Here is a 25,393-nt window from a genome sequence, read left to right as displayed (position 1 = left end):
AGAGACGACAGGTGACAGAAGCGATTCTCCTGGTCGGCGGCAAGGGCACACGGTTGCGCCCGCTCACGGTGCACACACCGAAGCCCATGATCCGGGCGGCCGGGGTGCCCTTCCTCACGCACCAGCTGGCGAGAGCGAGAGCGGCGGGCGTCGAGCACATCGTCCTGGCCACGTCCTATCTGGCCGAGGTCTTCGAGCCGTACTTCGGCGACGGATCGTCGCTGGGGCTGCACATCGAATACGTGACGGAGGAGGAGCCGCTCGGCACCGGCGGCGCCATCCGCAACGTCGCCTCCCGGCTGCACTCCGGCCCCGACGAACCGGTGCTGATCTTCAACGGCGACATCCTCACGGGCCTGGACATCCGGGCGCTGGTGCACACCCACAGGGCGACGGGCGCCGACGTCTCGCTGCACCTGACGAAGGTGACGGACCCGAGGGCGTACGGCCTGGTCCCCACCGACGACACGGGCCGCGTCCTGGCGTTCCTGGAGAAACCGCAGACACCCGAGGAGATCGTCACCGACCAGATCAACGCGGGGGCGTACGTCTTCCGCCGCTCGGTCATCGACACGATCCCCACGGGCCGGCCGGTGTCGGTGGAGCGGGAGACGTTCCCGGAACTGCTGGCGGCCGGAGCCCATCTCCAGGGCCTGGTCGACGCCACGTACTGGCTTGACCTCGGCACCCCGGCGGCCTTCGTCCGGGGCTCCGCGGACCTGGTACTGGGCCGAGCCCCGTCCCCGGCGGTCCCGGGGCGCTGCGGCGACCGGCTGGTCCTGCCGACGGCGAGAGTGGCGCCGGACGCCAAGCTGGCGGGCGGGACCGTGGTGGGCGAGGGCGCGTTCGTGGCGGAGGGCGCGCGCGTCTTCGGCAGCACGATCCTGCCGGGTGCGGTCATCGAACCCGGCGCGGTCGTCACCGACTCACTGATCGGCACGCGTGCGCGGGTGGGGGAGCGGTCGGTCCTCACCGGGACGGTGGTGGGCGACGGCGCGGTCGTCGGCGCCCGCAACGAACTCCGGGACGGGGTCAGGGTCTGGTGCGACGCGCGGATCCCGGCGGGGTCGGTGCGGTTCTCCTCGGACGAGTAACCGGGGGCACGGGCGGGGGGATTCGAAGGACCGAGGGCGTCGGACGGCAGGAGGCTCGCGCCTCACAGCCGTCCGATGTCCCAGCGCGGCATCTTCGGTGCCCGCCGCGCCGGCGTCCGTCCGCTCAGCAGGATCAGCCGCGCCGCCCGGTGCCGCTGACCGGCATACGGCTCCAGCAGTTCCAGCATCGCCGCGTCGTCCGCGTCCCGGTTCCCGGCCAGCGCCCACCCCACGATGCCCGGCAGATGCAGGTCCCCCGTGGTCACCTCGTCCGGCGCGCCGTGACTGCGCTGCACCGTCTCCGCCGACGTCCACGGCCCGATGCCCGGCACCAGTTCCAGCCGGGCCCGCGCCGCCGCCGGAGCCATCCCGGCCGCCTCCTCCAGCCGCGCCGCGACCCGCACCGCCCGCAGCACCGTGGACGCCCGCTTGGCGTCGACACCGGCCCGGTGCCACTCCCAGGAGGGGATCAGCGCCCAGGTCCGGGGCGACGGCAGCACCGCCATCCGCTCGGGCACGGGCCCGGGGGCCGGCTCCCCGTACTTCCGGACCAGCAGCCGCCACGCCCGGTACGCCTCACCGGTGGTGACCTTCTGTTCCAGGACCGACGGGATCAGCGACTCCAGCACCAGCCCGGTCCGGGCCAGCCGCAGCCCGGGCCGGCGGTGCCGGGTGAGCGCCAGCAGCTTGTGCCGGGGGACGAACGCGGCCGGGTCGTCGGCGGCGCCGAGCAGGTCGGGCAGCCGGTCCAGGAACCACCCGGCCCCCGGGCCCCACGCCTCGCCCCGTACCTCGTCGCCGTGCCGCGTCACCCGCAGCGTGCCCGGCCCGGCGGGTGTCAGGCTCGTCCGCCACACGGAACCGTCCGGCAGCGTGCGGAACGTCGGGTCCCCGGACCCGCGCCGCAGCGGCCCGAGGACCAGTCCGAGGTCCAGCGGGCCGTCCGGCACCCACGTCCGGACCAGGGACGGGGCGGCCGGGGCCGAGGACTGCCGCGGCACCCCCGCGGGTTCGACGGCCCGCCCGTCCCGCGCGGTCGTACGAGCGGGGCGGGAAGCGGGTCGGGGAGCGAAACGTCCTGCCACGGAGGGGTCCCGGGGGGAGAGGGGCTGAGGTGAGGAACTGGGAAGTGCGAGGGTGCGGGGGTAGGAGGAGACGGGGCTCCTACGAGGGTAGGCGCCCCGCGCGTCCCGTCCCGCCCACCGCCGTCTGCTTCATCGCCGTCCGGCTCACCGCACCGCGATGAACGCGGCCGCGTCCCGTTCCGGCCGCGGCCGGGGTTCCCCGGCGGGGTGGCCCACCGCCACCGCGCCCATCGGGTCCCAGCCCGTCGGCAGGTCCAGGACCTCGCGGACCACGTCCCGGCAGAACATCGTCGACGACACCCATGCCGAGCCCAGCCGCTCACCGGCCAGGGCGACCAGGAAGTTCTGCACGCCGGCACCCGTCGCGACCACGAACATCTCCCGCTCCGCACCGTCCCGCCGCGCGTCCCCGTAGGTGTGCGAGCCCTCCATGACCAGGCAGGGCACGACCAGGCAGGGCGCGTTGCGCAGGACGTCGCCGCGGCGGACCCGCTTGGCGACGGAGTCCTCCGACTTGCCGTCCCGGCGCAGGTCCGCGATCCAGGCGTCCCGCATCGCGTCGAGCAGCCGGGTCCGGGACGCCTGCGACTCCAGCAGGACGAACCGCCACGGGGTGGTGTGGTGCGGGGCCGGAGCCGTCACGGCCGCGGCCACCGCGCGGCGCACCGCCCCCGGGTCGACCGGCTCGTCGGTGAAGGCCCGTACCGTGCGGCGCTGGGTCACCGCCTGCCGTACCGCCTCCGACGTGCCGAGCCGGAACATGTCGTCGCGGGAGTCGCGGACCATGGCCCGCGCGTCCCCGCCGTGCTCGCCGTCGGCCGCCACCAGGGCGGGCAGCCCGCGTACGACGGCCACCGGCAGGCCCGCGGCCTTGCCCTTGACCAGGTCGCCCGCCGCGGCGAGTTCGTCGGCGGTGGCGACCACGGTGGCTCCCAGCGGATTGCCGTACGCGTCCGTCCCGCCGCGCAGGTCGTCCAGGACGTGGACGCCCGCGGCGCCGATCGCGACGTCCGTCAGTCCCGCCCGCCAGGGGCGCCCGAAGGTGTCGGTGACCAGTACGCCGACCGTGACCCCGAGGGCGTCCCGCAGGCCCTCGCGGATCGCCCGCGCGGACGCGTCCGGATCCTCGGGGAGCAACAGCACCGTGCCGGAGGGCGTGTTGGAGGCGTCGACCCCGGCCGCGGCCATGACGAGGCCCTGCCTGTTCTCGACGATGCGCAGAGGGCCGCGCCGGGCCACCACCCGTACCGTCTCCGCGTCGATCGCGGCCTCCCGGTCGGCGGCCTGCCGCATCCGGCCCTCCGCCTTGGAGACGATCTTGGAGGTGACGAGCAGCACGTCCCCGTCGGCCAGCCCCGGCTCCGCGGCCGCGATCAGCTTCGCGAGGTCGTCCCCCTGCCGGACCTCGGGCAGCCCCGCGACGGCCCACACCCGGTACCCGCCGGACGCCGCGCCACCCGCGGATACGTCGTCGTGCGCACGCGTGCCGTTCAAACCGCCCGCACCTCCTCCGCCAGAGCGAGCGCCTCCCCGGCCATCCGGGCGGTGGCGTCGACGTCGGTCATCATCAGGGGCACGGCCCGGCAGCGGATGCCCGCCTCCTCGACGTGCTCCACGCCGGCCACGTCGACCGTGTCGACCAGCCAGCCGTCCAGCAGGCCCGAGCCGTAGTGCTCGGCCACCGCCCGCGCCGTGGATGCGACGCCGACCGCCGCGAGCACCTTGTCGGCCATGCCGCGCACGGGCGCGTCGCCGACGATCGGTGACAGGCCGACCACCGGCACGCCCGCCTCGGCGATCGCCTCCCGGATGCCGGGGACGGAGAGGATCGTGCCGATGGAGACGACCGGGTTGGACGGCGGGAAGAGGATCACGTCGGCCGCGGCGATCGCCTCCAGCACACCCGGTGCCGGCTTCGCCTGTTCCGCGCCGACCGGCACGACCGCCTCGGCCGGGACCGAAGCCCGCAGCCGCACCCAGTACTCCTGGAAGTGGATCACCCTGCGCGTACCGGAGCCCGACGCGGAACCCGGCGGGGTCTCCCCGGCCCCGGATCCCGCCGGCGGCCCCGCTGCCGGGTCGCCGGCGGGCAGGGTGACGGCCACATGCGTCTCCACGCGGTCGTCGGTCATCGGGATCAGCCGGACGCCCGGCTGCCAGCGCTCGCAGAGGGCCTGGGTCACCGCGCTCAGCGGATAGCCGGCGGCGAGCATCTGCGTCCGCACGATGTGCGTGGCGAAGTCCCGGTCGCCGAGCCCGAACCATCCCGGGCCGACGCCGTACGCCGCCAGCTCCTCCTTGAGCCGGAAGCTCTCGTCGGTCCGTCCCCAGCCCCGCTCCTCGTCGATGCCGCCGCCGAGGGTGTACATCACCGTGTCGAGGTCCGGGCAGACCTTCAGCCCGAAGAGGTGGATGTCGTCCCCGGTGTTGCCGATGACCGTGATGTCCGCGTCCGGCACGGCCCGCTTCAGACCGCGCAGGAAACGGGCACCGCCGATGCCGCCTGCCAGAACCACAATGCGCATGGGAAGCAGTCTGTCAGCCGTCGGGCGGGACGCGGCACCGTGTCGGCCGGTCCGCCGCACACGGGGGCGGACAGGGGGCTGGTCAGGCGGTCGGCGTCCGGGGCTTTGGCCGCGCCTCGCAGTGCGGGGCGGCCGGGTGCATCGGCATCTCGGTCAGGCCCGGGTAGTACACGTGCAGGCTGACCGCCGGCTCCAGCGCGTCATTGACGACCTCGTGCGCGTAGCCCGGCGCGAACACCCGCTCCGTGCCTGTCGTCAGCGTGCGCGCGCCGCGTCCGGTGTGCTCGGTGAGGGAGCCGGCCAGGACGGTCAGGATGCCGGAGGAGCGGCCGTGGTCGTGCGGTCCGCTGCCCTGTCCGGGCACCCAGGACAACAGCCACACCTCGTAGCCGATGGGGGGCTCCGCCGCTCGAGCGGAGCCGGGGACCTGGGGAACGGCGCGCAGCCGGTGGTACCAGCGGCTGCTCGCGTCGTACCGCACCAGGTGCTCCCACTGGGACCGGTCGGCGGCGAGCGAGCGGGCCAGGCCGACGAACTCGGCGACGGTCGCCGGGTGCTCGCGCGGGGTCTGCAGGAGGTGCGGTACTTCGAGGATGTCGCCGGCGATCTGGAGGTCACTGTCGCTGTTCATGGATGCGGTGGTTCCTCGGCGGAGAAGCGGTCGGGAAGCGGTGGGAAAGCGGTGGGGAAGCACTCGGGAAGCAGAGGGTGCGGCCGTCGGGCGGGGCCGTGCGGAGAACCGGCCTGCCGCGGACGACGTGCCGCATGTGTCCGGATCACGGACGGCGGCGGAAAGTGCCCTGATGGGAGCGGAGGAAAAAGCGGTCGGGTCGAGGGTGACCCGAAGGGCCGGAGCGCGTTGGGCTCAACAACCGGAACAACGACAGCTACAGCGAGCGCGGGCAGCACCGAGGGACCCGGCGGAGCGGGTCGAGGCGAGTGCCAGGTTCGCGAGCATGCCCACAAGGACAGCGGCTCAGACCTCCAGTGTCAACTCGATGCCCGGATCGTGGGACACGGTTCACCCCATCAGGTTCACCTGCGAGGCGAAAGGTTTGCTCACGTGGTTCCGGGGACACAAGGGGCACACGGTCGGGCGCACAAGTGCCGTTGCGGTCCTGTGATCCGAATGTGATCCGGGTCGCTGTGGCGTGAGTGGGTCAACGGGATCGAACCGGCCGGGCGTCCTGCTCCGTGGAGGCTCTGCGCGGGGCGGGTTCCCCTGAGGGCCCATCAGCGTGTCAACGTTTATGGCGATTTGAACACTTTCGGCTCGGGCTTGGTTCCGCAGAGTGAATAAGGGAGCCAATAGCAGATCTCAGCTTGACTCGCCCGGATCAGCACACTTGTAATTTCACTCGTGTCGTTCGGCCGGTATCGGTAACGGCAGCATCACGGGGACGCGAAAGACGGACGAGGGGCGCGCATGACGGAGCTGGTGCAGCAACTGCTGGTCGACGACGCGGACGAGGAGCCCGGCTGGCAGGAGCGCGCGCTGTGCGCACAGACCGACCCCGAGTCGTTCTTCCCCGAGAAGGGCGGCTCCACCCGGGAGGCCAAAAAGGTCTGCCTCGCCTGTGAAGTCCGCTCCGAGTGCCTCGAATACGCCCTTGCCAACGACGAGCGCTTCGGCATCTGGGGCGGTCTGTCCGAGCGGGAGCGCCGTCGGCTGAAGAAGGCCGCCGTCTGAGAAGCGGCACGTCACGCACGTCACCTCCGTATGCACGCCTTGTTCATGCGTGCGTCGGACGGCCGGGATGTGCGCATACTTCGCTTACGGCCCGTCGTGTGCGGGTTGTCCGCAGGCGGCGGGCCGCCTCGCTGCCCAGCCGATAGTGTGGTTGCTCGTCCGAGACGCCACGCCGCCCCCACCGGGCACGGGCGTCCCCCACAGTCCACTGAACCGGGGCCCGTACCTCGATGTCCGTGCACAGTCACCCGGCAGCCCGTCAAGACGCCGCTGCCGCACCAGAGTTCCCGCGTCATGTGGTGACCGCGGTGCTCGTCTCCCACGACGGAGCCCGCTGGCTGCCCGACGCGCTCGCCGGGCTACTCGGCCAGGAACGCCCCGTCCAGTTCGCCATGGGCGCCGACACCGGCAGCGCGGACGACTCCGCCCGACTGGTCGGCGAAGCCCTCGGCGACGACCACGTCCTGCACCTCGCCCGGCGCACCGGCTTCGGCCAGGCCGTCGAGGAGTGCCACCGTGCCGCGCCGGACCTCACCCCGGACGACCTGCCCTATCTGAAGCGGCCCAGCGGCTGGGACCCGGTCACGCGCAGCTGGCACGACGACGCGTACGACCTGCCCGACCTCCCGCACGGGGAGCCGGTGCAGTGGCTGTGGCTGCTGCACGACGACTGCGCTCCCGAACCCGACGCGCTGGCCCGGCTGCTGGGCGTCGTGGAGAACGAGTACGAACTCGGCCGGGACGACGTCGCCGTCGTCGGCCCCAAGCTCCGCGGCTGGTACGACCGCAGGCAACTGCTGGAGGTCGGCGTCTCCATCGCCAGCTCCGGCCGCCGCTGGACCGGCCTGGACCGCCGCGAACAGGACCAGGGACAGCACGACCAGGTCCGCTCCGTCCTGTCGGTGTCCACCGCCGGCATGCTGATCCGCCGCGACGTCTTCGACGAACTCGGCGGATTCGACCGGCACCTGCCCCTGATGCGGGACGACGTCGACCTGTGCTGGCGCGCGCACGCGGCGGGACACCGGGTGCTCGTCGCCCCCGACGCGGTCGTACGGCACGCCGAGGCCGCCTCCCGCGAACGCCGCGCCGTCGACTGCGTGGGCCGCACCGCCGCCTCCCCGCACAAGGTGGACAAGGCGGGCGCCGTCCACACCCTGCTCGTCAACACCCGTACCGCGGCACTGCCCTGGGTACTGCTGCGGCTCGTCCTCGGCACCGTGCTGCGGACCTTCGCCTACCTCGTCGGCAAGGTCCCCGGCCAGGCCGTCGACGAGATACGCGGCCTCGTGGGCACCCTGCTGCGGCCCGAACGCATCCTCGCCGGACGGCGCCGCCGCGGCAGCCCGCAGATCGACAAGGGAGAACTGCGGGCGCTGTTCCCGCCGCCCGGCGCGACCGTCCGCGTCACCGTCGAACAGGCCGCGGGCAGCCTCGTCGGCAGCTCCGACCCCGAGATCACCACCGGCGCCGGACGGCACGGCGGTGCCGTCGAGTCCGGACCCGGCGGGGACGACGCCGACTTCATCGAGGTCGAGCAGTTCGCCCGGCTCAAGCGGATCGCCCGCAAGCCCGGCCCGGTGCTCTTCCTGCTCCTGCTGCTCCTCTCCCTCGCGGCCTGCCGCACCCTTCTCGGCGGCGGCGGCGCGCTCGCGGGCGGCGCCCTGCTGCCCGCCCCCGCCGGCTCCGGCGAGCTGTGGGCGCGCTACACGGACGCCTGGCACACGGTGGGCGCCGGCGGCACCGGTTCCGCACCGCCCTACCTCGCCCTCGTGGCGTCCCTGGCCACCCTGACGCTCGGCTCGACCGGGCTCGCCGTGACGGTCCTGCTCATCGGCTCGGTGCCGCTGGCCGGCCTCACCGCCTACTTCGCCTCCCGCCCGCTCGTCGAGTCCCGGCTGCTGCGCGCCTGGGCCGCCGTCGCCTACGCCTTCCTGCCCGCCGTCGCGGGCGCCCTCGCCGGCGGCCGGATCGGCACCGCCGTCCTCGCCGTGCTGCTGCCGCTGATCGCCCGCGCGGGCACCGCCGCGAGCGGACTCACCAACGACCCCGGTGTCCGCGGCAGTTGGCGCGCGACCTGGGCGTACGCGCTGCTGCTCACCCTCGCCACCGCGTTCACCCCGATCGTGTGGCCCATCGCCCTGTTCCTCGGCCTCGGCGTCCTCGCCCTGCGCAGGTCCGACCTCGTGGCCCACGGGCTCCGCTTCCTGGCCCAGCTCGGCACCCCGCTGCTGGTCCTCGCCCCCTGGTCGCTGTCGTTGCTCCCGTTCGGCTTCTTCCAGGAGGCGGGCCTGGAGTACGGCGCCTCCGCCGCCTCCGCCCTCGACCTGCTCGGCGCGAGCCCCGGCGGCCCCGGCGCGGCCGGCGGACCGGTGCTCGTCGGCATCGTGCTCGCCGCCCTCGCGGCCCTGCTCCGCTCCGAGCGCCTCCTCGCCATCCGCGCCGCCTGGACGGCCGCCCTGGTCGGACTCGTCTTCGCGGTCCTGTCCAACGGCTCCACCTGGGCGGGGCCCGCGACCCTCGTCTACGGCATCGCCCTGCTGGCCGCGGCCACGCTCGGCGCCGACGGGGCCCGCGCGCGCGTCGCCGAGCAGAGCTTCGGCTGGCGTCAGCCGGTCGCCGTGCTGATCGCCCTCGCCTGCGCGGTCGGCCCGCTGCTGGCCGCCGCCGGCTGGGTGCTCCGCGGCGCCGACGGACCGCTCGAACGACGCGACCCCGTGCAGGTGCCCGCGTTCGTCGCCGAGGAGAGCGGCACTCGCGACCAGGCCCGCACCCTCGTCCTCGACAGCGACTCCGCCGCCCGCGTCGACTACGTACTGGTCCGCGGCTCCGGTGCCCGCATGGGCGACGCGGAGATCGCCGCCGCGAGCGGTGCGAACACCGGGCTCGACAAGGTCGTCGCCAACCTCGTCGCCGGCTCCGGCGCCGACCAGGCCGACCAGCTCGGCGCATTCGCGGTGCGCTACGTCCTCGTCCACCCGGGCGCGCCCCGCGAGGTCACCCGCGTCCTGGACGCCACGCCCGGCCTGACCCGGCTCAGCCAGCAGGCGGGCGGCGCGCTGTGGCGCGTCGACCAGAACGTGGCCCGCGCGACCGTCGTCCCCGCGAAGGAAGGGGAGGGCGAGCCGCAGACCGTGGCCGCCGGACCGGTCGGGATCAGCACCGGGATCCCCGACGGCGCCGAGGGGCGCGTCCTGCGCCTGGCCGACGCCGCGGCCGAGGGCTGGACCGCCACCCTCGACGGCAAGCCGCTGACCCGCACCACGGTCGACGGCTGGGCCCAGGGCTTCCGGCTCCCCGCCACCGGCGGACAGCTGGCCGTCACCTACGAGGACCCGTTCACCCACACCGCGTGGCTGTGGGCGCAGGGGCTGCTCGCCGTCGTCCTCGTCGTGCTCGCGCTGCCCGGCCGGCGCCGCGACGTCGACGACGACCTGCCCGAGGAGCCGGCCGTCCCTGCCGAGGAGCTCGCAGGCGACGGCCGCCGCGCCCGCCGCCTGCGCGCCCAGGCGGAGGCGGAAGCCGCGGCCGCCGAGGAGGCGGGCACGGACGGCGGTGTGGCCGAGAGCGCGGCCGACGGGTTCGAAGCCCCGCCGGAGCCGGCTCCCGCGGCCATTCCGCAGCAGCGGCCCTACGACGAATGGGACGTCTCGAGCTACCCGGACCCGAATCCGAACCCCGAGTACGACGGCGCCTACACCACCGCCGCCTCGTACCCGCAGGGACAGCAGCAGCCGCCGTCGCAACAGGAGCGGCAACAGCAGTACGCGACGGACGGCTACGGACAGCCGCACCAGGCCGGCCAGGCCGGCCAGGCCGGTCAGGGCGGTCAGGGCGGTCAGTACGACCCGTACGCCTACGACGGCACGCCCCAGCAGCCGCAGTACGACCCGAGCGCGTACGACCCGTCGGCGTACGGGCAGGGCTACGAGGGTTACGACGGCTACGACCAGACCTATGCGCAGGGCTACGACGCGTCGTACGACCCCGAGCAGCCGCACCGCCCCCAGCCGGGCAGTGAGCGTCCCGACGGGAGCCAGCAGTGAACCGCACCACCCTGTCCCTGATCGCGGGAGCCACCGCACTCGCCGCCGTCACCGGCTTCGCCGTCCTGACCGAGCCGGACCCCACGACCGCGGAGGACGGCGTCGCGACGGCGGCGGCCCACCTGCCCGTGGAACGTTCGAGCCTGCTGTGCCCGACGCCCAGCGGCTCCGACCTCGCCGAGACGACGTACACGTCCTTCACGCCCGTCACGAAGGGCACGGAGAGCGAGGGCAGCGCCCGGCTCCAGCCGGCCGCCACGGGACAGCCCGCGGAGGAAGGCACGGACGAAGGCACGGACGAAGACGCGGAGGACGGGGAGAAGGACGGCGACGGGGAGAAGGACGGCGACGGGGGGAAGGACGGCGAGTCCGCGAAGCCCGGGAAGCCGGTGCTGGAGCACAAGGGGGAGCCCGGCAAGCCGGTCACCGCGGACGTCCCCGGAGGCGGGGCGCCCGCGCTCGTCGGCACCGCCGAGGGCCGCTTCGCCCCCGGCTGGACCGTGCAGCAGACCACCGAGGTCGCCGTGGGCACCGGCCGGGGCCTGCAGGGCGTCAACTGCTCCGCCCCGGACACGGAGTTCTGGTTCCCCGGCGCGAGCACCGCGACCGAGCGCACCGACTACGTCCACCTGACCAACCCCGACGACTCCGCCGCCGTCGTGGACATCGAGATCTACGGCAAGGACGGCGCCCTCGAGACCACGGTGGGGGAGGGCATCACGGTCAAGCCGCACTCCTCCGAACCGGTGCTGCTGTCCACGCTCACCGACGAGGAGCAGACCGATGTGACGGTCCACGTCGTCGTCCGCAGCGGGCGGGTCGGCGCGGCCGTACAGGCCCTGGACGAGTCGCTCGGCGGTGACTGGCTGGCCGCGTCGGCCGATCCGGCGGGCAGCCTGGTCCTGCCCGGCATCCCCGAGGACGCCACCGCCGTACGCCTGGTCGTCTTCACTCCCGGCAATGTCGACGCCGACCTGAAGGTACAGCTCGCGTCGCCCTCCGGGCTGATCACACCGGCCGGCAACGAGACGGTGCACGTGAAGGGCGGCATGACGACCGCCGTCGACCTCGGCGACGTCACACGCGGGGAGGCGGGCTCCCTGGTCCTCACGCCGACGGACGGCCCGGTGCCCGTTGTGGCGGCCGTTCGGGTGCTGCGCGGCAAGGGGGACAGCCAGGAGTCGGCCTTCGTCCCGGCGGCCCGCGAGGTCGGGGTGCGGGCGACGTCCGTCGACAACACGGCCAAGGGCAGCATCCTCGCCGTGGCCGCGCCCGAGGGTGCCGCCAAGGTCAGGGTCACCGTCTCCGCGGGCAGCGAGGGCGGTACGCCGGCGACCGGGACGTACACGATCAAGGCTGGTACCACCCGGAACATCGAGGTTCCGGTCCCGGACGACGTCGAGGGCACGTACGCGCTGACGGTCGAGCCCGAGTCGGACGACACACCCGTCTACGCCTCACGGACCCTCACCGCCACGAAGGACGGCGTCCCGGCCTTCACGGTCCAGGCCCTCCCCGACGACCGGGGCATGGTGGCGGTGCCGGAGACGGAGGAGGACCTGTCGGTCCTGCAGAAGTAGGGACCGCCGACAGGCCTTCGGCCGTCAGTCCTCGCCGTACCGGGGATCCACGGTTTCCGGCGTCAGCCCCAGCAGCTCGGCGACCTGCTCCACGACGACCTCGTGGACCAGCGCCGCCCGCTCGTCGCGCCCCTTGGTGCGGATCTCCACCGGCCGGCGGTAGATCACGACCCGCGCGGGGTGCCCCTCGCGGGTCGGCACGGTGCCGCCCAGCGGCACCGGCTCGTCGCTCCATCCCGCTCCTGGCGCGTCCAGGCGCGGGACCTCCAGCACGAGGAAGTCGATGTCGGCCAGCTGGGGCCATCGCCGCTCCAGCCGCTCCACGGAGTCCTGCACCAGATCCGCGAACGTCTCCGCGCGGCTGGCGGCGAGCGGCACCTGGGGAGGCGCGATCGGCCCGCGCATGCCCCGGCCGTGGCGATCACGACGGCGGGGCCCGCGGTCCGCGGCACGGGGCGTCACAGGGGTGTCCATCACGGTGAAGCGTAGTCTCCGCCGGTCCGACGCGCCCGGCCCCCACACGGCTTGCGGACCTCGGCCCCGCACCGGCCCGGCCCCCGGCCCCCGCCCGCTTCGGATCCCGCCCCCGCACGGCACCGTCGCATGAGCATTCCGGCCAAGGTTCGACTCGATTTCATATCTTTCATGCGCCGGTGGTCTCAAGGTATTTGACGGTGTTTGTACCAAGTGATGACCGGAGCGGAATCCGCGGATGCTCCGCACGCGGGCGTCGGAGCAGGTCAAGGGCGTGTGCCGGGAGGGGCGTGTGGGGCGTTTCAGGCCACGACACGGGGCAGCGCGCAGGTGGGGAGTCGTCGCGGCCCGCTCAAGAGTGCGGTACCGTCCAACATCGTGAGCCCTGTACGTCGCTGTTCGCGCACCGCTTGCGGCCGCCCCGCCGTCGCGACGCTGACGTACGTCTACGCCGACTCGACCGCGGTCCTCGGCCCGCTCGCCACCTACGCCGAACCCCACTGCTACGACCTGTGCGCCGAGCACTCCGAGCGCCTCACCGCACCGCGCGGCTGGGAGGTCGTCCGTCTGCTCGACGGTTCGGCCCCGGCGCGGCCCAGCGGGGACGATCTCGAAGCGCTCGCGGACGCGGTGCGCGAAGCGGCCCGGCCCCAGGAGCGGGCGGTCGGCGGCGGACGCGGCGCGGATCCGATGGAGGTCGCGCGACGCGGCCACCTGCGCGTGCTCCGCTCCCCCGACAACTGACGCCGGACGACGTGCGTCGGTCCTGACGCCTGAGCCTTGAACACCCCTTACCCGTGAGGCCGTTCGCACGGCCGCGCCGGTTGCCCGGGTGCGCCGCTCCTCGCTTCCCTCCCGCCCCACCCGTCCCGAAAGCAAGGTGCCGCACGCCCATTGACGCGCACTTGTCGAGGACACGACCATTCCGAGGGCGTAGCGAGATTCTTCTTCCGCATCGCGGAATTCAGGAGGTGCGTCCGTGTACGTCCAGGAACTGGAACCCGTCGCCGGCTCACTCGGTCTCTCCGCCCTCGTGGTGGCGCTCCCCCTCGTGATCGTCCTCGTCCTGCTCGGCGGCCTCCGCATGAAAGCGCACCTGGCGGGCCTGATCGGCCTGCCGGGTGCCGTTCTGGTGGCCTGCCTGGCTTATCGCATGCCTCTGGACCAGACACTCTCCAGTGCCGTCCAGGGAGCGGTCTTCGGCCTCTTCCCCATCATGTGGACCGTCATCCGGTACACCTCGGCGTACACGCGCGCGTGGCGGCCGGGGAATGGCTCGCGACCGTGCACGAACTGCGGTTCGCGATCCTCACGGTGACCTCCGTGCTGGCGCTCGCCCACGTCATGAACCTCTCCGGCCAGGCGGCGACGATCGGCTACTTCGTCGCCGCCGCCGGTGCCGGGCTCGCCTTCCTGTCACCCGTCCTCGGCTGGTTCGGCGTCGCCGTCACCGGGTCGGACACCTCGGCCGACGCACTCTTCGGCGCCCTCCAGGTGACCGCCGCGCGGGAGTCCGGACTCCCGCCCGAGCTGCTGGCGGCCGCGAACAGTTCGGGCGGCGTCCTCGGCAAGATGATCTCGCCGCAGAACCTCACCATCGCCTGCGCCACCGTCGGACTGGCGGGCAGGGAAGGGGACCTGCTGCGCAAGGTACTGCCCTGGAGCCTCGGCCTGCTGCTCGTCATGTGCCTGATCGCGGTGGGGCAGAGCACCTCCGTCCTCGGGTGGATGCTGCCCTGACCCGACACCCGTCGGTCACCACGAACCGCCCGCGGCGGGGTGGCATCCGCTGCGGGTAGTTTGTGAGGACCGACAGGACCTCCGGAAGGGCTGGCCGTGACTGCTGATCTGTCACAGATCGTGAAGGCGTACGACGTACGCGGGGTCGTCCCCGACCAGTGGGACGAGTCCCTGGCCGAACTCTTCGGCGCCGCCTTCGCGCGGGTGACCGGCGCGAGCGCCATCGTCACCGGGCACGACATGCGGCCCTCCTCGCCCGGCCTGTCGGGCGCCTTCGCCCGCGGCGCCGCGGCCCAGGGCGTCGACGTGACCGAGATCGGCCTCTGCTCCACGGACCAGCTCTACTACGCCTCGGGCGCACTGGACCTGCCCGGCGCGATGTTCACCGCCTCGCACAATCCGGCCCGGTACAACGGCATCAAGCTGTGCCGCGCGGGCGCCGCGCCGGTCGGCCAGGACACCGGCCTGACCGAGATCCGCGGACTCGTCGAGAAGTGGAGCGAGTCGGGCGCGCCCGGGCCGGCCGCCACGGCGGGAGCCGTCACCCGGCGCGAGACGCTGGACGACTACGCGGCACATCTGCGCTCCCTCGTCGACCTGACCTCCGTCCGGCCCCTGAAGGTCGTCGTCGACGCGGGCAACGGCATGGGCGGGCACACCGTGCCCACCGTCCTGGCCGGTCTGCCGCTCACCGTCGTCCCGATGTACTTCGAACTCGACGGCACCTTCCCCCACCACGAGGCCAATCCGCTCGACCCGGCCAACCTCGTCGACCTGCAGCAGCGGGTCCGCGAGGAGGGCGCCGACCTCGGCCTCGCCTTCGACGGCGACGCCGACCGCTGCTTCGTCGTCGACGAGCGCGGCGAGCCGGTCTCCCCGTCCGTGATCACCGCCCTGGTCGCCTCCCGCGAACTCGCCCGCAACGGCGGCAAGGGCACGGTCATCCACAACCTGATCACCTCCTGGTCGGTGCCGGAGGTCGTCGAGGAGAACGGCGGCACGCCGGTACGCACCCGCGTCGGCCACTCCTTCATCAAGGCCGAGATGGCCACCAGCGGCGCGATCTTCGGCGGCGAGCACTCGGCGCACTACTACTTCCGCGACTTCTGGAACGCCGACACGGGCATGCTCGCGGCCCTGCACGTCCTCGCCGCCCTCGGCGGCCAGCAGGGCACCCTGTCCGCCCTGGTCGACCAGTACGACCGCTACGCGGGCTCCGGCGAGATCAACTCCACGGTCGACGACCAGGCCGCCCGCCTCGCCGCGATCAGGGCCGCGTACGAGGGCCGCGACGGCATCACCCTGGACGAACTGGACGGCCTCACCGTCACCGCCGCCGACTGGTGGTTCAACGTCCGCCCCTCCAACACGGAACCCCTGATCCGCCTGAACGCGGAGGCCCGCGACCGGGCCACCATGGCCAGAATCCGCGACGAGGCACTGGCCGTCATCCGAGGCTGATCCGGCCCGCGGCAGCTGAGCGGCCCGCACGGCACGCTGCAACGGCACCTGCGTCCACCGGGCTTCGGGCGTCGGGTGCCGCGAGGACCGGCACACGTGCGGCCTGCGGACCGTCCGCTGCGTACGGCCGGTCGGGCCTGCTCCCGCCGGCTTCCGCGCCGCCGCGGGCGGCAGGGCGTCCGCACGGTACCGGGGAGACGCGGACCTCGGAGCCGGGCGGGGCGTGGCGGCCACCGCGGGCCCCGCCGGACGAGGCGCCGCCCCCCAACATCCGCTGCCCGCCCGCAGGGCCCTCACCGGCGGTACCCTGACCGGGCACATCCGCATACGCCCCCGAAGGGAACCCACCCCATGCCGCTGGAAACCGGCCTCCTGGAGATCCTCGCCTGCCCGGCCTGCCATTCCTCCCTCAAGGAGCGGGACAACGAGCTGATCTGCACCGGCCAGGAGTGCGGCCTGGCGTACCCGGTCCGCGACGGCATCCCCGTCCTCCTCGTCGACGAGGCCCGCCGGCCCGCGTAAGCGACGATCCGGCCACCCTGCGCACCAGCGACCCGCCGCCCCGCGACCCGACGCCCCGCGTACCGACGCCCCGCGTACGACGCTTCGCGTACGACGCCCCGCCGATCGGAGGCTGCCGCCCCATGCTCGACGAATCCCTGCTCGACTCACCGGAGGGCCTCGCCGAGGCCGACCGCCGCGGGCTGCTCCGCGGCGCGGCCGAGGCGGGCGCCCGTGTCCGCACCGCCGCGCGGTACGCCGCCGAGGCCGGTGTCCACGACCTCAAACCGGACGGCCGCCCCCGCGCCGTCCTCATCGCGGGCCCCGGCGCGGCCGCCACCCAGACCGCAGACCTCCTCGGTACGCTCGCCGGCGCCGGCAGCCCCGTCACCCGGCTCGCGCCCACCGGCGTGGCCCCCGCCGCGGGCGCGCTGCGCTGGGAGCTGCCCGGCTGGGCCGGCTCCGTGGACCTGCTCCTGATCGCCACCCCGGACGGCACCGAGCCGGGCCTGTCCCTGCTCGCCGAACAGGCCTACCGCCGCGGCTGCACCGTCGTCGCCGTGGCCCCCGCCCGGACCCCGCTCGCCGACACGGCCAGCGGCTCCCACAGCCTGTTCGTCCCCATGGCCACCGCCTCCTACGAGCAGGACGAGGAGCTCGCCGCATCCGCCCCCGGAGTCCTGTGGGCCCTGCTCACCCCGCTGCTCGCGCTTCTGGACCGTGCCGGCCTGCTCACCGCCCCGCCGGACGTCCTGGAGAAGGTCGCCGACCGCCTCGACCGCATCGCCGAACGCTGCGGCCCGGCCGTCGCCGCCTACAGCAACCCCGCCAAGACCCTGGCCGCCGAACTCGCCGACGCGCTCCCCGTCGTGTGGACCGAGGGCACCTCGGCCGGGCCGGCGGGCCGCCGTTTCGCCTCCGCGCTCGCGGAACTGTCCGGCACCCCCGCCGTCGTCGCCGAACTCCCCGAGGCGCTCGGCTCGCACAGCGCCCTGCTGGCAGGCCCGCTCGCCGGCCGCGCCGACCCGGACGACTTCTTCCGTGACCGCGTGGAGGAAACCCCCGCCCTCCACGCGCGCGTGGTGCTGCTCCGCGACCGCCCGATCGGCGGCCTCACCGCCGCCCCGGCCGCCCGTGAGCTGGCCCTCAGCCACGACACACCGATCAGCGAACTGGAACCGGAGGAGGGCGGCGAACTGGAGACCCTTGCCGAACTGATCGCCGTCACGGATTTCGCCGCCGTTTACCTGGCGCTCACCTCAAGAGCCTGATCATGCGAGGGACAGCCCCACAGCGGATGCCCTGACCAGGATTTCTGGCGGCGTCCGCCCTGCCGCGTCCGCGCGTACGCCGCCTCTCCGTCCCCCGCCCCTCCCGCCGCCTCTGCCCTCCGCCCTCTGCCCTCCGCAGAGAACCTGCCGAACGCCCCAGAGAGAACCCCATGGATCGCCTCGACAACACCGTCCGCCCCTACGCCTGGGGTTCCACCACCGCCATCGCCCGGCTCCTCGGCGTCGAACCGACCGGCGAGCCGCAGGCGGAGATGTGGATGGGCGCCCACCCCGGCGCGCCCTCGCGCACCGGCCGGGGCACACTCGCCGAGGTCATCGACGCCGACCCGGAGCGGGAACTCGGCGCGGCCTCGGTCGCGAAGTTCGGCCCGCGCCTGCCCTTCCTCCTCAAACTCCTCGCCGCCGGCGCGCCCCTGTCCCTCCAGGTCCACCCCGACCTGGACCAGGCGAAGGCCGGATACGCGGACGAGGAGCGACGCGGCGTCCCCGCCGACGCCCCGCACCGCACCTACAAGGACGCCAACCACAAGCCCGAACTGATCTGCGCCCTCACCGACTTCGACGGCCTCTGCGGCTTCCGCGACCCGCTGCGCGCCGCCGAACTGCTCGACGCCCTCGGCGTGGACTCCCTCAAGCCGTACGCCGACCTGCTGCACGCGCACCCCGAGGAAGCGGCCCTGCGCGAGGTCCTCACCGCGATCCTCACCGCCGACCGTGACGAGATGGCCCACACCGTCACCGAAGCGGCCGCCGCCTGCGACCGCCTCGGCGGCGACCACGCCCCGTACGCCGCCATCGCCCACCACTACCCGGGCGACCCCGGCGTCATCGCCGCCATGCTCCTCCACCACGTCCGGCTCCAGCCCGGCGAGGCCCTCTACCTCGGCGCCGGCGTCCCGCACGCCTACCTGAACGGCCTCGGCGTCGAGATCATGGCCAACTCCGACAACGTGCTGCGCTGCGGACTGACCCCCAAGCACGTCGACGTCCCCGAACTCCTGCGCATCGTCCGCTTCGAGGCCGGCGACCCCGGCGTGCTGCGCCCGGAGGCCGCCCCCGACGGCGAGGAGCTCTACGACACCCCCACCGACGAGTTCCGGCTCTCCCGCTACGTCCTGCCCGCGGGCGGCACCTCCCACGACCTCACGCGCGCCACCCCCCAGATCCTGCTCTGCACCGCCGGCTCCGTACGCGCGGGCGAGCACGAACTGTCCCCGGGCACCTCCGTGTTCGTCCCCGCAGGCGAAAAGGCCGAAGTGTCCGGTGCCGGAACCCTGTTCAGGGCCACGGTCGTCGTCTGACCGGCCGATGACGACGGTCTGACACACCGCAGCCCGATAGGGCTGCAACAATGTCCCCCCGTTACAGGACGGTCAACACCCCGGGCGGCGTACGAAGACGCCGACCCGGGCCCGTCAACGGCGTACGAAGGGACAACGCGGACACATGAGCGCGTCAGGCGGCACCAAGGCAATCGTTGCGGCACTTGTCGCCAACGCCGCGATCGCGGTAGCGAAGTTCGTGGCGTACCTCTTCAGCGGATCCTCGTCGATGCTCGCCGAATCCGTGCACTCCGTCGCCGATGCCAGCAATCAGGCCCTGCTGCTGGTCGGCGGCAAGCGGGCCAAGCGGCAGGCCACCCCGCAGCACCCCTTCGGCTACGGCCGCGAGCGCTACATCTACGCCTTCCTCGTCTCCATCGTGCTGTTCTCGGTCGGTGGCCTGTTCGCCCTCTACGAGGGCTACGAGAAGATCAAGCACCCGCACGACCTGGACCACTGGTACTGGCCGGTCGGTGTCCTGGTCTTCGCGATCATCGCCGAGACCTTCTCCTTCCGCACGGCCATCAAGGAGTCCAACGCGGTGCGCGGCGAGCGCTCCTGGAAGGAGTTCGTCCGTCACGCCAAGGCCCCCGAGCTGCCGGTCGTCCTCCTGGAGGACCTCGGCGCCCTCGTGGGCCTCGTCCTCGCCCTCGGCGGCGTCGGCATGGCCCTGCTCACCGGCGACAGCGTCTGGGACGGCATCGGCACCCTCTGCATCGGCGTCCTGCTGATCCTGATCGCCGTGATCCTCGCGCTCGAGACGAAGTCGCTGCTGCTCGGCGAGGCCGCGGGTGCCGAGGAGGCCCGGAAGATCGAGGCCGCCGTCGTCGACGGAGACACCGTCACCCGCATCATCCACATGCGCACCCTTCACATCGGCCCCGAGGAGCTGCTGGTCGCCGCGAAGATCGCCGTGCGGCACGACGACACGGCCACGGAGATCGCCGCCGCGATCGACGCCGCCGAGTCCCGCATCCGCGAGGCCGTCCCGATCGCCCGCGTGATCTACCTGGAGCCCGACATCTACAGCGAGACCGAGGCCGCCAAGGGCGCCGACGCCGCAGCCAGCCCCGGCGGCCCGGCCCCGACGGAACACTGAGCCCGCGCCCGTCCGGCCCTGCCGACGGGCACACCCCCTGCTCGGCCACGACCACCGACCGGTGACGACCACCGGCCCCGGTGGTCGTGGCCGTTCACCGCCGTTCACCATGGCTCCTTCCCGCTGTCTGCCGTTCGTTGCCACCCGCCTCATCACCCTCCGTGTTCGGCTTGATGTGTTCGGCAACCGGCTGGGGGCGGCCCCGTCCGTCGGTGTAGCTTGGGACGGAGCCAGACGTCGCTGCTGATGGCGGTCGGGCGGTCCCCCTGCGGACCGGCCGAGGGAGAGAGGGCCTCCGACGGACTGCGCTGCGAGCACGCGGGGCATGCCTGTGCCCTCCCCGGGCACTCCTGTGTCCGCCGCCGCGCAGAACAGCCGTACCCACCTCGACCCACACCCCGAGGAGCAGCTCTCCATGACGACTGTCGACACCCGACAGGACTTCAAGGTCGCCGACCTCTCCCTGGCCGCCTTCGGCCGCAAGGAGATCACCCTGGCCGAACACGAGATGCCGGGCCTGATGGCGATCCGCAAGGAGTACGCCGAGGCGCAGCCCCTGGCCGGCGCCCGTGTCACCGGCTCCCTGCACATGACCGTGCAGACCGCCGTCCTCATCGAGACCCTGACCGCCCTCGGCGCTCAGGTCCGCTGGGCGTCCTGCAACATCTTCTCCACCCAGGACCACGCCGCGGCCGCCATCGCCGTCGGCCCGAACGGCACGCCCGAGAACCCGCAGGGCATCCCCGTCTTCGCCTGGAAGGGCGAGACGCTGGAGGAGTACTGGTGGTGCACCGAGCAGGCGCTGACCTGGCCGGGCACCCCCACCGGCGGCCCGAACATGATCCTGGACGACGGCGGTGACGCCACCCTCCTGGTCCACAAGGGCGTCGAGTACGAGAAGGACGGCAAGGTCCCCTCGGTCGACACCGCCGAGTCCGACGAGCACCGCGTCATCCTCGAACTCCTCACCCGCACGGTGAGCGAGAGCCCGCAGAAGTGGACCCAGCTGGCGTCCGAGATCCGCGGCGTGACCGAGGAGACCACGACCGGCGTCCACCGTCTGTACGAGATGCACCGCGACGGCACCCTCCTGTTCCCGGCGATCAACGTCAACGACGCCGTCACCAAGTCGAAGTTCGACAACAAGTACGGCTGCCGCCACTCCCTGGTCGACGGCCTCAACCGCGCCACCGACACCCTGATCGGCGGCAAGACCGCCGTCATCTGCGGCTACGGCGACGTCGGCAAGGGATGCGCGGAGTCCCTGCGCGGCCAGGGCGCCCGCGTGATCATCACCGAGATCGACCCGATCTGCGCCCTGCAGGCGGCAATGGACGGCTACCAGGTCACGACGCTGGACGAGGTCGTCGACAAGGCCGACATCTTCGTCACCACGACCGGCAACAAGGACATCATCATGGCCTCGGACATGGCCAAGATGAAGCACCAGGCCATCGTCGGCAACATCGGTCACTTCGACAACGAGATCGACATGGCCGGCCTTGCCAGGACCCCCGGCATCGTCAAGGACGAGATCAAGCCGCAGGTCCACACCTGGACCTATCCCGACGGCAAGGTCCTCATCGTCCTCTCCGAGGGCCGCCTGCTGAACCTGGGCAACGCCACCGGCCACCCGTCGTTCGTGATGTCCAACTCCTTCGCGGACCAGACCCTGGCCCAGATCGAGCTGTTCACCAAGCCCGACGAGTACCCGACCGGCGTCTACGTGCTGCCCAAGCACCTGGACGAGAAGGTGGCCCGCCTCCACCTCGACGCGCTCGGCGTGAAGCTGACCACCCTCCGCCCCGAGCAGGCCGAGTACATCGGTGTGACGGTCGAGGGCCCGTACAAGTCGGACCACTACCGCTACTGAGCCCGACGCCCGAGCCGACGCCCACCGGGCCGAGGCTCCCGCGGTGAGCGTGCCCGTGCACCGGCGCGCTCACCGCGGCAGGACCATCCAGGACAGGCCCCCGCACCCCCGTGGCGGGGGCCTGTCCCGTTGGCCGGCCAGTGCCCGGACGGACCGGCCCGCCCGTCAAGACCCAGGACACCCATGCCCCGCGGCCGCTATTCGCTCCACGATCCGCACGATCACACCCCCCTCGCCGAAGAGCACTTCCACTGCGCCCCCGGCCCCTCCGGCTGGCGTTACGTGTCCCAGCTCACCGCACCATCCGGCGATCACCTGGGCTCGGTCGACCTCGCCCTCGACGAACTAGGCCGCCCCATCAGACTCGAACTGCACGCCGCGAGCTGGCAGGTTCGCGGCGCCGCCCTCGACGGCGTCACCTGGGTCCGTACCGACCCCACCGGAACCCACGCCACCGAAGGCAATGTGCGCGCCCACGCCTTCACCGGCTCCTCACCCGCGTTCCTCATCGCCACCGCTCGTCTCCTGCGCCTCACCCCTTCCGCCCCGGCCACCCGCGTACGCCTCGTCGCCTTCACGGATCCGGTGCTCGCCCCACTCACCGTGGACCAGTCCTGGACCTTGGTGGAAAGAGAAGCACACGCCACTGACAACGGACCCCTGACCGTGGACGCATACCAGGTCACAGCCCTGGACACGGGTGAGCAGCACACGGTGCACCTTTCCGGGGACGTGGTCCTCGCGGCCCCCGGCATCGAACTCGAGGACCTCGAGTCACCCCCCTCGGCCCTCGACTGATCCGACCGCCCCGGGCGACCGCCCCGAAAACGCCGCACGCCCTACGCCGGCGGCACGAACCCGGTCGACGGCCCCTCGGCCGCAGGAGGGGGAGAGGCGGGAGAAGCGGGAGTGGAGGGAGCGCTGGGCGCAGAGGGCGCAGAGGGCGCAGAAGGGCTCGAGAAGCCGGCGGGGTGGGAGGGCGCAGCGGGAAGGGAGGGGGAGGGGTGTGCGGTGGGCGGAGCTGCCCGATCGACGGGCGGCGGAGCGTACGGACCCGCCGGTCCGAATGCGCCGATCGGCCCGCCGCCCGCGGCCGCCGCTCCACCGGCACCGTGCCCGAAGGCACGCCGCGCGTCCCGGGCCTGCCGCTCCTGCACCACCGCCGCCAGATACGCCGCCGCCGGCACGCCCTGCGGCACCGGCGCCCCCGTCCGGCCCGCCAGATCCGCCGCCAGCCGCTCCGCCATCGCCTGCCCCACCTGCGGGTCCAGCTGCCGCATCCGCGTCAGGTACTGGCGTACGGCGAGCCACAGCCCGTCCGGCACCGCGGACAGGTCGAGCCCCGAGAACCGGCCGGCCAGCCAGGGCGGGGGCGGCGGCACCGAGCCCACGGGCCCGACCGGCAACCTCTCCCGAACGACGAGGGTCCCGGCGAAGACGTCCCCGAGCCGCCGCCCCCGCGACGACACGAGTGAGGCGATGCACGCGATGACGCCCATCGTCATCAGGATCTCGATCACTCCGATCAGCCCCCGCACCAGCGCATGCCGGAAACGGATCGGCCCACCGTCGTCCCGCACCACCCGCAGCCCGCAGGCCATCTTCCCGAGCGATCGACCATGGGTGAGCGTCTCCACCGCGATCGGCCCGCCCACCAGCAACAACAGAAAGACGGCGAGAAAGATCGCTGTCTGTGCCGCCTGGTCCAGGGAGGAGGTGGAAGCCACCAGCGCGATGGTCGCCACGACATAGACCGTCATGGCCGCGGCCAGATCGAGCAGCACGGCCAGCGCCCTGCTGGGCAGCTTCGCCGGGCGCAGCTCCAACGCCACAGCCTCGCCCGTCACCAGCTCACTCACGTCCGCCGCCTTTCCCCTGCCCTGCCCGGAACACCGCCAGTCTGCCAAGCTGATGGCACATCGCACCGCAGTACGACCAGCCGATCATCCCGTACCGCCAAGCCGGCCGGCCCGTACGACCGACGAAGGACTCGCGGCGGGATCCGACGCACAGCCGAGGAGCAGACACACCGATGGACCTGGACGTCTTCGTCTCCGCCCACCGCGCGGAGTGGGACCGCCTCGACGCCCTGCTCCGGCGCCGGCGCCGGCTGACCGGCGCCGAGGCCGACGAACTCGTCCTCCTCTACCAGCGCACGGCCACGCACCTTTCGCTGATCCAGTCCGCAGCCCCCGACCCGCAGCTGACCGGCAGGCTCAGCCAGCTGGTGGCACGCGCGCGTGGTGCCGTGACAGGGACCCGCCGCGCGTCCTGGCGGGACGTCACCCACTTCCTCTCGCACAGCTTCCCGGCCGCCGTGTACCGGGCACGCCACTGGTGGGTGCCCACCGCGCTCCTGTCCACCGCGGTCGCGGCCCTCCTCGGCTGGTGGATCGGCACCCACCCAGAAATCCAGGCATCCATCGCCGCACCCGCCGAGCTGCGCGAGCTCACCCGCCCCGGCGGCCAGTACGAGACGTACTACTCCAGCAACCCCGCGGCCTCGTTCGCCGCCCAGGTCTGGACGAACAACGCGTGGGCCGCCGCCCTCTGCCTGATCCTGGGAATCTTCCTGGGCCTGCCGGTCATCTGGATCCTCTTCACGAACATGCTCAACCTGGGCGTCGGCTTCGGACTGATGGCCTCCGCGGGGAGGCTCGACACCTTCCTCGGCCTCGTGCTGCCCCATGGCCTCCTCGAACTGACCGCGGTCTTCGTCGCCGCCGGCACCGGCCTGCGTCTCGGCTGGACCCTCATCGACCCCGGGACACGCCCGCGGCGCAGAGCCCTCGCGGAGGAGGGCCGGGCAGCGCTGGCCATGGCGATCGGCCTCGCGCTGGTCCTCTTCGTCTCCGGTGCGATCGAAGGCTTCGTCACCCCGTCCGGCCTTCCCACCTGGGCCCGCATCACCATCGGAGTCGTCGCGGAGCTGGCCTTCCTGGCCTACGTCCTTGTCCTGGGCGGACGCGCGGCGCGGGCCGGTGAGACCGGTGACCTGGAGACGGCCGAACGCAGCGCCGTCGTGCCGACGGCCGCCTGATGTGCGTGGAGCTCCGTTCAGCTGCTAGTCTCCTCTTCGCCCCGCAGGAACCGTTGACACGGACCGAGCGGGGAGGTAGATTCGAACAGTTGCCTGGAGCTGGGCTCTGACCCGCAGTGGCAACCGTGAGCATCTGACTGCTTCTCGAAACTTCAGAATTCGACGAAGCCCCTCCCGAAGAATCGGAAGAATTCGACCGGCCAGTCCGGCACGAAACATCTGATAAAGTCGGATCCGCCGGAAAGGGAAACGCGAAAGCGGGAACCCGGAAAGCGAAAGCCCGAGGAAATCGGATCGGAAAGATCTGGTAGAGTCGGAGACGCAAGACCGAAGGGAAGCGCCCGGAGGAAAGCCCGAGAGGGTGAGTACAAAGGAAGCGTCCGTTCCTTGAGAACTCAACAGCGTGCCAAAAATCAACGCCAGATATGTTGATACCCCGTCTCCGGCCGTTCGGCCGGGACGAGGTTCCTTTGAAGAAACACAGCGAGGACGTTGTGGACGGCCGGGCCTATTCCGCCCGACCGTTCCGCTCTCGTGGTGTCGACCCGATTACGGGAAAACATTCACGGAG

The 25,393-nt window shown here is 72.8% G+C and carries 19 protein-coding genes and 1 pseudogene; 14 read left to right on the top strand and 6 right to left on the bottom strand.

Translation table 11 applies throughout. The annotated features are described in order from the left end of the window. The first annotated feature begins 11 nt into the window (after window positions 1–11). Window positions 12–1,094: a sugar phosphate nucleotidyltransferase gene (locus tag ACFWVE_RS06765; protein WP_384008935.1), complete on the top strand. Its 1,083-nt coding sequence runs from the start codon at window positions 12–14 to the stop codon at window positions 1,092–1,094. A 62-nt stretch (window positions 1,095–1,156) separates the two neighbouring features. Here ACFWVE_RS06765 and ACFWVE_RS06760 read toward each other — a convergent pair whose 3' ends face one another. The 4 genes from ACFWVE_RS06760 to ACFWVE_RS06745 all read right to left on the bottom strand — a co-directional run bounded on the left by ACFWVE_RS06760 (window position 1,157) and on the right by ACFWVE_RS06745 (window position 5,335). Further along, window positions 1,157–2,179 carry a DNA-3-methyladenine glycosylase family protein gene (locus ACFWVE_RS06760; protein WP_384008933.1) on the bottom strand — a complete coding sequence of 341 codons (1,023 nt, stop codon included), beginning with the start codon at window positions 2,177–2,179 and terminating at the stop codon, window positions 1,157–1,159. Between the two features lie 144 nt (window positions 2,180–2,323). Next, window positions 2,324–3,673 (bottom strand): coenzyme F420-0:L-glutamate ligase, encoded by a 1,350-nt coding sequence (locus tag ACFWVE_RS06755; protein WP_384008931.1) that lies wholly within the window; start codon window positions 3,671–3,673, stop codon window positions 2,324–2,326. After that, on the bottom strand, window positions 3,670–4,704 hold the full coding sequence (locus ACFWVE_RS06750) for a 2-phospho-L-lactate transferase (protein ID WP_384008929.1): 1,035 nt from the start codon (window positions 4,702–4,704) through the stop codon (window positions 3,670–3,672). Before ACFWVE_RS06750 ends, ACFWVE_RS06755 begins: the two co-directional genes overlap by 4 nt. Before the next feature lie 82 nt (window positions 4,705–4,786). After that, complete coding sequence (locus ACFWVE_RS06745) at window positions 4,787–5,335, bottom strand: cysteine dioxygenase (protein WP_384008927.1); 549 nt, start codon at window positions 5,333–5,335, stop codon at window positions 4,787–4,789. 795 nt (window positions 5,336–6,130) lie between these two features. Here ACFWVE_RS06745 and ACFWVE_RS06740 point away from each other — a divergent pair. The 3 genes from ACFWVE_RS06740 to ACFWVE_RS06730 all read left to right on the top strand — a co-directional run bounded on the left by ACFWVE_RS06740 (window position 6,131) and on the right by ACFWVE_RS06730 (window position 12,020). After that, window positions 6,131–6,394 carry a WhiB family transcriptional regulator gene (locus ACFWVE_RS06740; protein WP_384008925.1) on the top strand — a complete coding sequence of 88 codons (264 nt, stop codon included), beginning with the start codon at window positions 6,131–6,133 and terminating at the stop codon, window positions 6,392–6,394. Window positions 6,395–6,624: 230 nt separating this feature from the next. After that, window positions 6,625–10,440, top strand: a complete 3,816-nt coding sequence (locus tag ACFWVE_RS06735; protein WP_384008923.1) for a glycosyltransferase — start codon at window positions 6,625–6,627, stop codon at window positions 10,438–10,440. Further along, complete coding sequence (locus tag ACFWVE_RS06730; protein ID WP_384008921.1) at window positions 10,437–12,020, top strand: DUF5719 family protein; 1,584 nt, start codon at window positions 10,437–10,439, stop codon at window positions 12,018–12,020. Before ACFWVE_RS06735 ends, ACFWVE_RS06730 begins: the two co-directional genes overlap by 4 nt. 24 nt (window positions 12,021–12,044) lie before the next feature. On the opposite strand, the gene ACFWVE_RS06725 is transcribed toward ACFWVE_RS06730, so the two are convergent. Next, on the bottom strand, window positions 12,045–12,494 hold the full coding sequence (locus ACFWVE_RS06725; protein WP_384008919.1) for a metallopeptidase family protein: 450 nt from the start codon (window positions 12,492–12,494) through the stop codon (window positions 12,045–12,047). Window positions 12,495–12,824: 330 nt separating this feature from the next. Here ACFWVE_RS06725 and ACFWVE_RS06720 point away from each other — a divergent pair, with 330 nt between their 5' ends. From ACFWVE_RS06720 to ACFWVE_RS06680, 9 genes and pseudogenes are all read left to right on the top strand, one after another. Then, window positions 12,825–13,238 (top strand): DUF3499 domain-containing protein, encoded by a 414-nt coding sequence (locus tag ACFWVE_RS06720; protein ID WP_384008917.1) that lies wholly within the window; start codon window positions 12,825–12,827, stop codon window positions 13,236–13,238. A 235-nt stretch (window positions 13,239–13,473) separates the two neighbouring features. After that, window positions 13,474–14,234 (top strand): annotated as a pseudogene (locus ACFWVE_RS06715) (L-lactate permease). A gap of 96 nt (window positions 14,235–14,330) precedes the next feature. Continuing rightward, window positions 14,331–15,695: a phosphomannomutase/phosphoglucomutase gene (locus ACFWVE_RS06710; RefSeq protein WP_384008915.1), complete on the top strand. Its 1,365-nt coding sequence runs from the start codon at window positions 14,331–14,333 to the stop codon at window positions 15,693–15,695. Between the two features lie 351 nt (window positions 15,696–16,046). After that, the gene (locus ACFWVE_RS06705; RefSeq protein WP_384008913.1) at window positions 16,047–16,217 is read left to right on the top strand and encodes a Trm112 family protein; all 171 of its coding nucleotides are present in this window, start codon (window positions 16,047–16,049) and stop codon (window positions 16,215–16,217) included. Between the two features lie 122 nt (window positions 16,218–16,339). Then, window positions 16,340–17,467 (top strand): SIS domain-containing protein, encoded by a 1,128-nt coding sequence (locus ACFWVE_RS06700; RefSeq protein WP_384008911.1) that lies wholly within the window; start codon window positions 16,340–16,342, stop codon window positions 17,465–17,467. Between the two features lie 170 nt (window positions 17,468–17,637). Continuing rightward, complete coding sequence (gene manA, locus ACFWVE_RS06695; protein WP_384008909.1) at window positions 17,638–18,789, top strand: mannose-6-phosphate isomerase, class I; 1,152 nt, start codon at window positions 17,638–17,640, stop codon at window positions 18,787–18,789. 145 nt (window positions 18,790–18,934) lie between these two features. Beyond that, window positions 18,935–19,909, top strand: a complete 975-nt coding sequence (locus tag ACFWVE_RS06690) for a cation diffusion facilitator family transporter (RefSeq protein WP_384008907.1) — start codon at window positions 18,935–18,937, stop codon at window positions 19,907–19,909. 415 nt (window positions 19,910–20,324) lie between these two features. Next, entirely contained in the window at window positions 20,325–21,782 is a 1,458-nt protein-coding gene (gene ahcY / locus ACFWVE_RS06685) for an adenosylhomocysteinase (protein WP_384008905.1), read from the top strand. Between the two features lie 183 nt (window positions 21,783–21,965). After that, entirely contained in the window at window positions 21,966–22,580 is a 615-nt protein-coding gene (locus tag ACFWVE_RS06680) for a hypothetical protein (protein ID WP_384008903.1), read from the top strand. A 41-nt stretch (window positions 22,581–22,621) separates the two neighbouring features. On the opposite strand, the gene ACFWVE_RS06675 is transcribed toward ACFWVE_RS06680, so the two are convergent. Beyond that, window positions 22,622–23,641: an RDD family protein gene (locus ACFWVE_RS06675; RefSeq protein WP_384008901.1), complete on the bottom strand. Its 1,020-nt coding sequence runs from the start codon at window positions 23,639–23,641 to the stop codon at window positions 22,622–22,624. Window positions 23,642–23,814: 173 nt separating this feature from the next. On the opposite strand from ACFWVE_RS06675, the gene ACFWVE_RS06670 reads away from it, so the two are divergent. After that, window positions 23,815–24,822, top strand: a complete 1,008-nt coding sequence (locus tag ACFWVE_RS06670; RefSeq protein WP_384008899.1) for a stage II sporulation protein M — start codon at window positions 23,815–23,817, stop codon at window positions 24,820–24,822. Window positions 24,823–25,393: the final 571 nt, after the last annotated feature.

Origin of the sequence: Streptomyces sp. NPDC058632 (assembly GCF_042717095.1) — a bacterium.
Taxonomy (GTDB): domain Bacteria; phylum Actinomycetota; class Actinomycetes; order Streptomycetales; family Streptomycetaceae; genus Streptomyces.
This window is presented reverse-complemented; position numbering and strand designations above follow the sequence as displayed.

Coding starts and splice junctions, on each gene's coding strand:
- ACFWVE_RS06750 (WP_384008929.1), bottom strand. CDS start 4,704: ATGCGCATTGTGGTTCTGGCAGGCGGCATCGGCGGTGCCCGTTTCCTG.
- ACFWVE_RS06745 (WP_384008927.1), bottom strand. CDS start 5,335: ATGAACAGCGACAGTGACCTCCAGATCGCCGGCGACATCCTCGAAGTA.
- ACFWVE_RS06740 (WP_384008925.1), top strand. CDS start 6,131: ATGACGGAGCTGGTGCAGCAACTGCTGGTCGACGACGCGGACGAGGAG.
- ACFWVE_RS06735 (WP_384008923.1), top strand. CDS start 6,625: ATGTCCGTGCACAGTCACCCGGCAGCCCGTCAAGACGCCGCTGCCGCA.
- ACFWVE_RS06725 (WP_384008919.1), bottom strand. CDS start 12,494: ATGGACACCCCTGTGACGCCCCGTGCCGCGGACCGCGGGCCCCGCCGT.
- ACFWVE_RS06705 (WP_384008913.1), top strand. CDS start 16,047: ATGCCGCTGGAAACCGGCCTCCTGGAGATCCTCGCCTGCCCGGCCTGC.
- ACFWVE_RS06700 (WP_384008911.1), top strand. CDS start 16,340: ATGCTCGACGAATCCCTGCTCGACTCACCGGAGGGCCTCGCCGAGGCC.
- manA (WP_384008909.1), top strand. CDS start 17,638: ATGGATCGCCTCGACAACACCGTCCGCCCCTACGCCTGGGGTTCCACC.
- ACFWVE_RS06690 (WP_384008907.1), top strand. CDS start 18,935: ATGAGCGCGTCAGGCGGCACCAAGGCAATCGTTGCGGCACTTGTCGCC.
- ahcY (WP_384008905.1), top strand. CDS start 20,325: ATGACGACTGTCGACACCCGACAGGACTTCAAGGTCGCCGACCTCTCC.
- ACFWVE_RS06680 (WP_384008903.1), top strand. CDS start 21,966: ATGCCCCGCGGCCGCTATTCGCTCCACGATCCGCACGATCACACCCCC.
- ACFWVE_RS06670 (WP_384008899.1), top strand. CDS start 23,815: ATGGACCTGGACGTCTTCGTCTCCGCCCACCGCGCGGAGTGGGACCGC.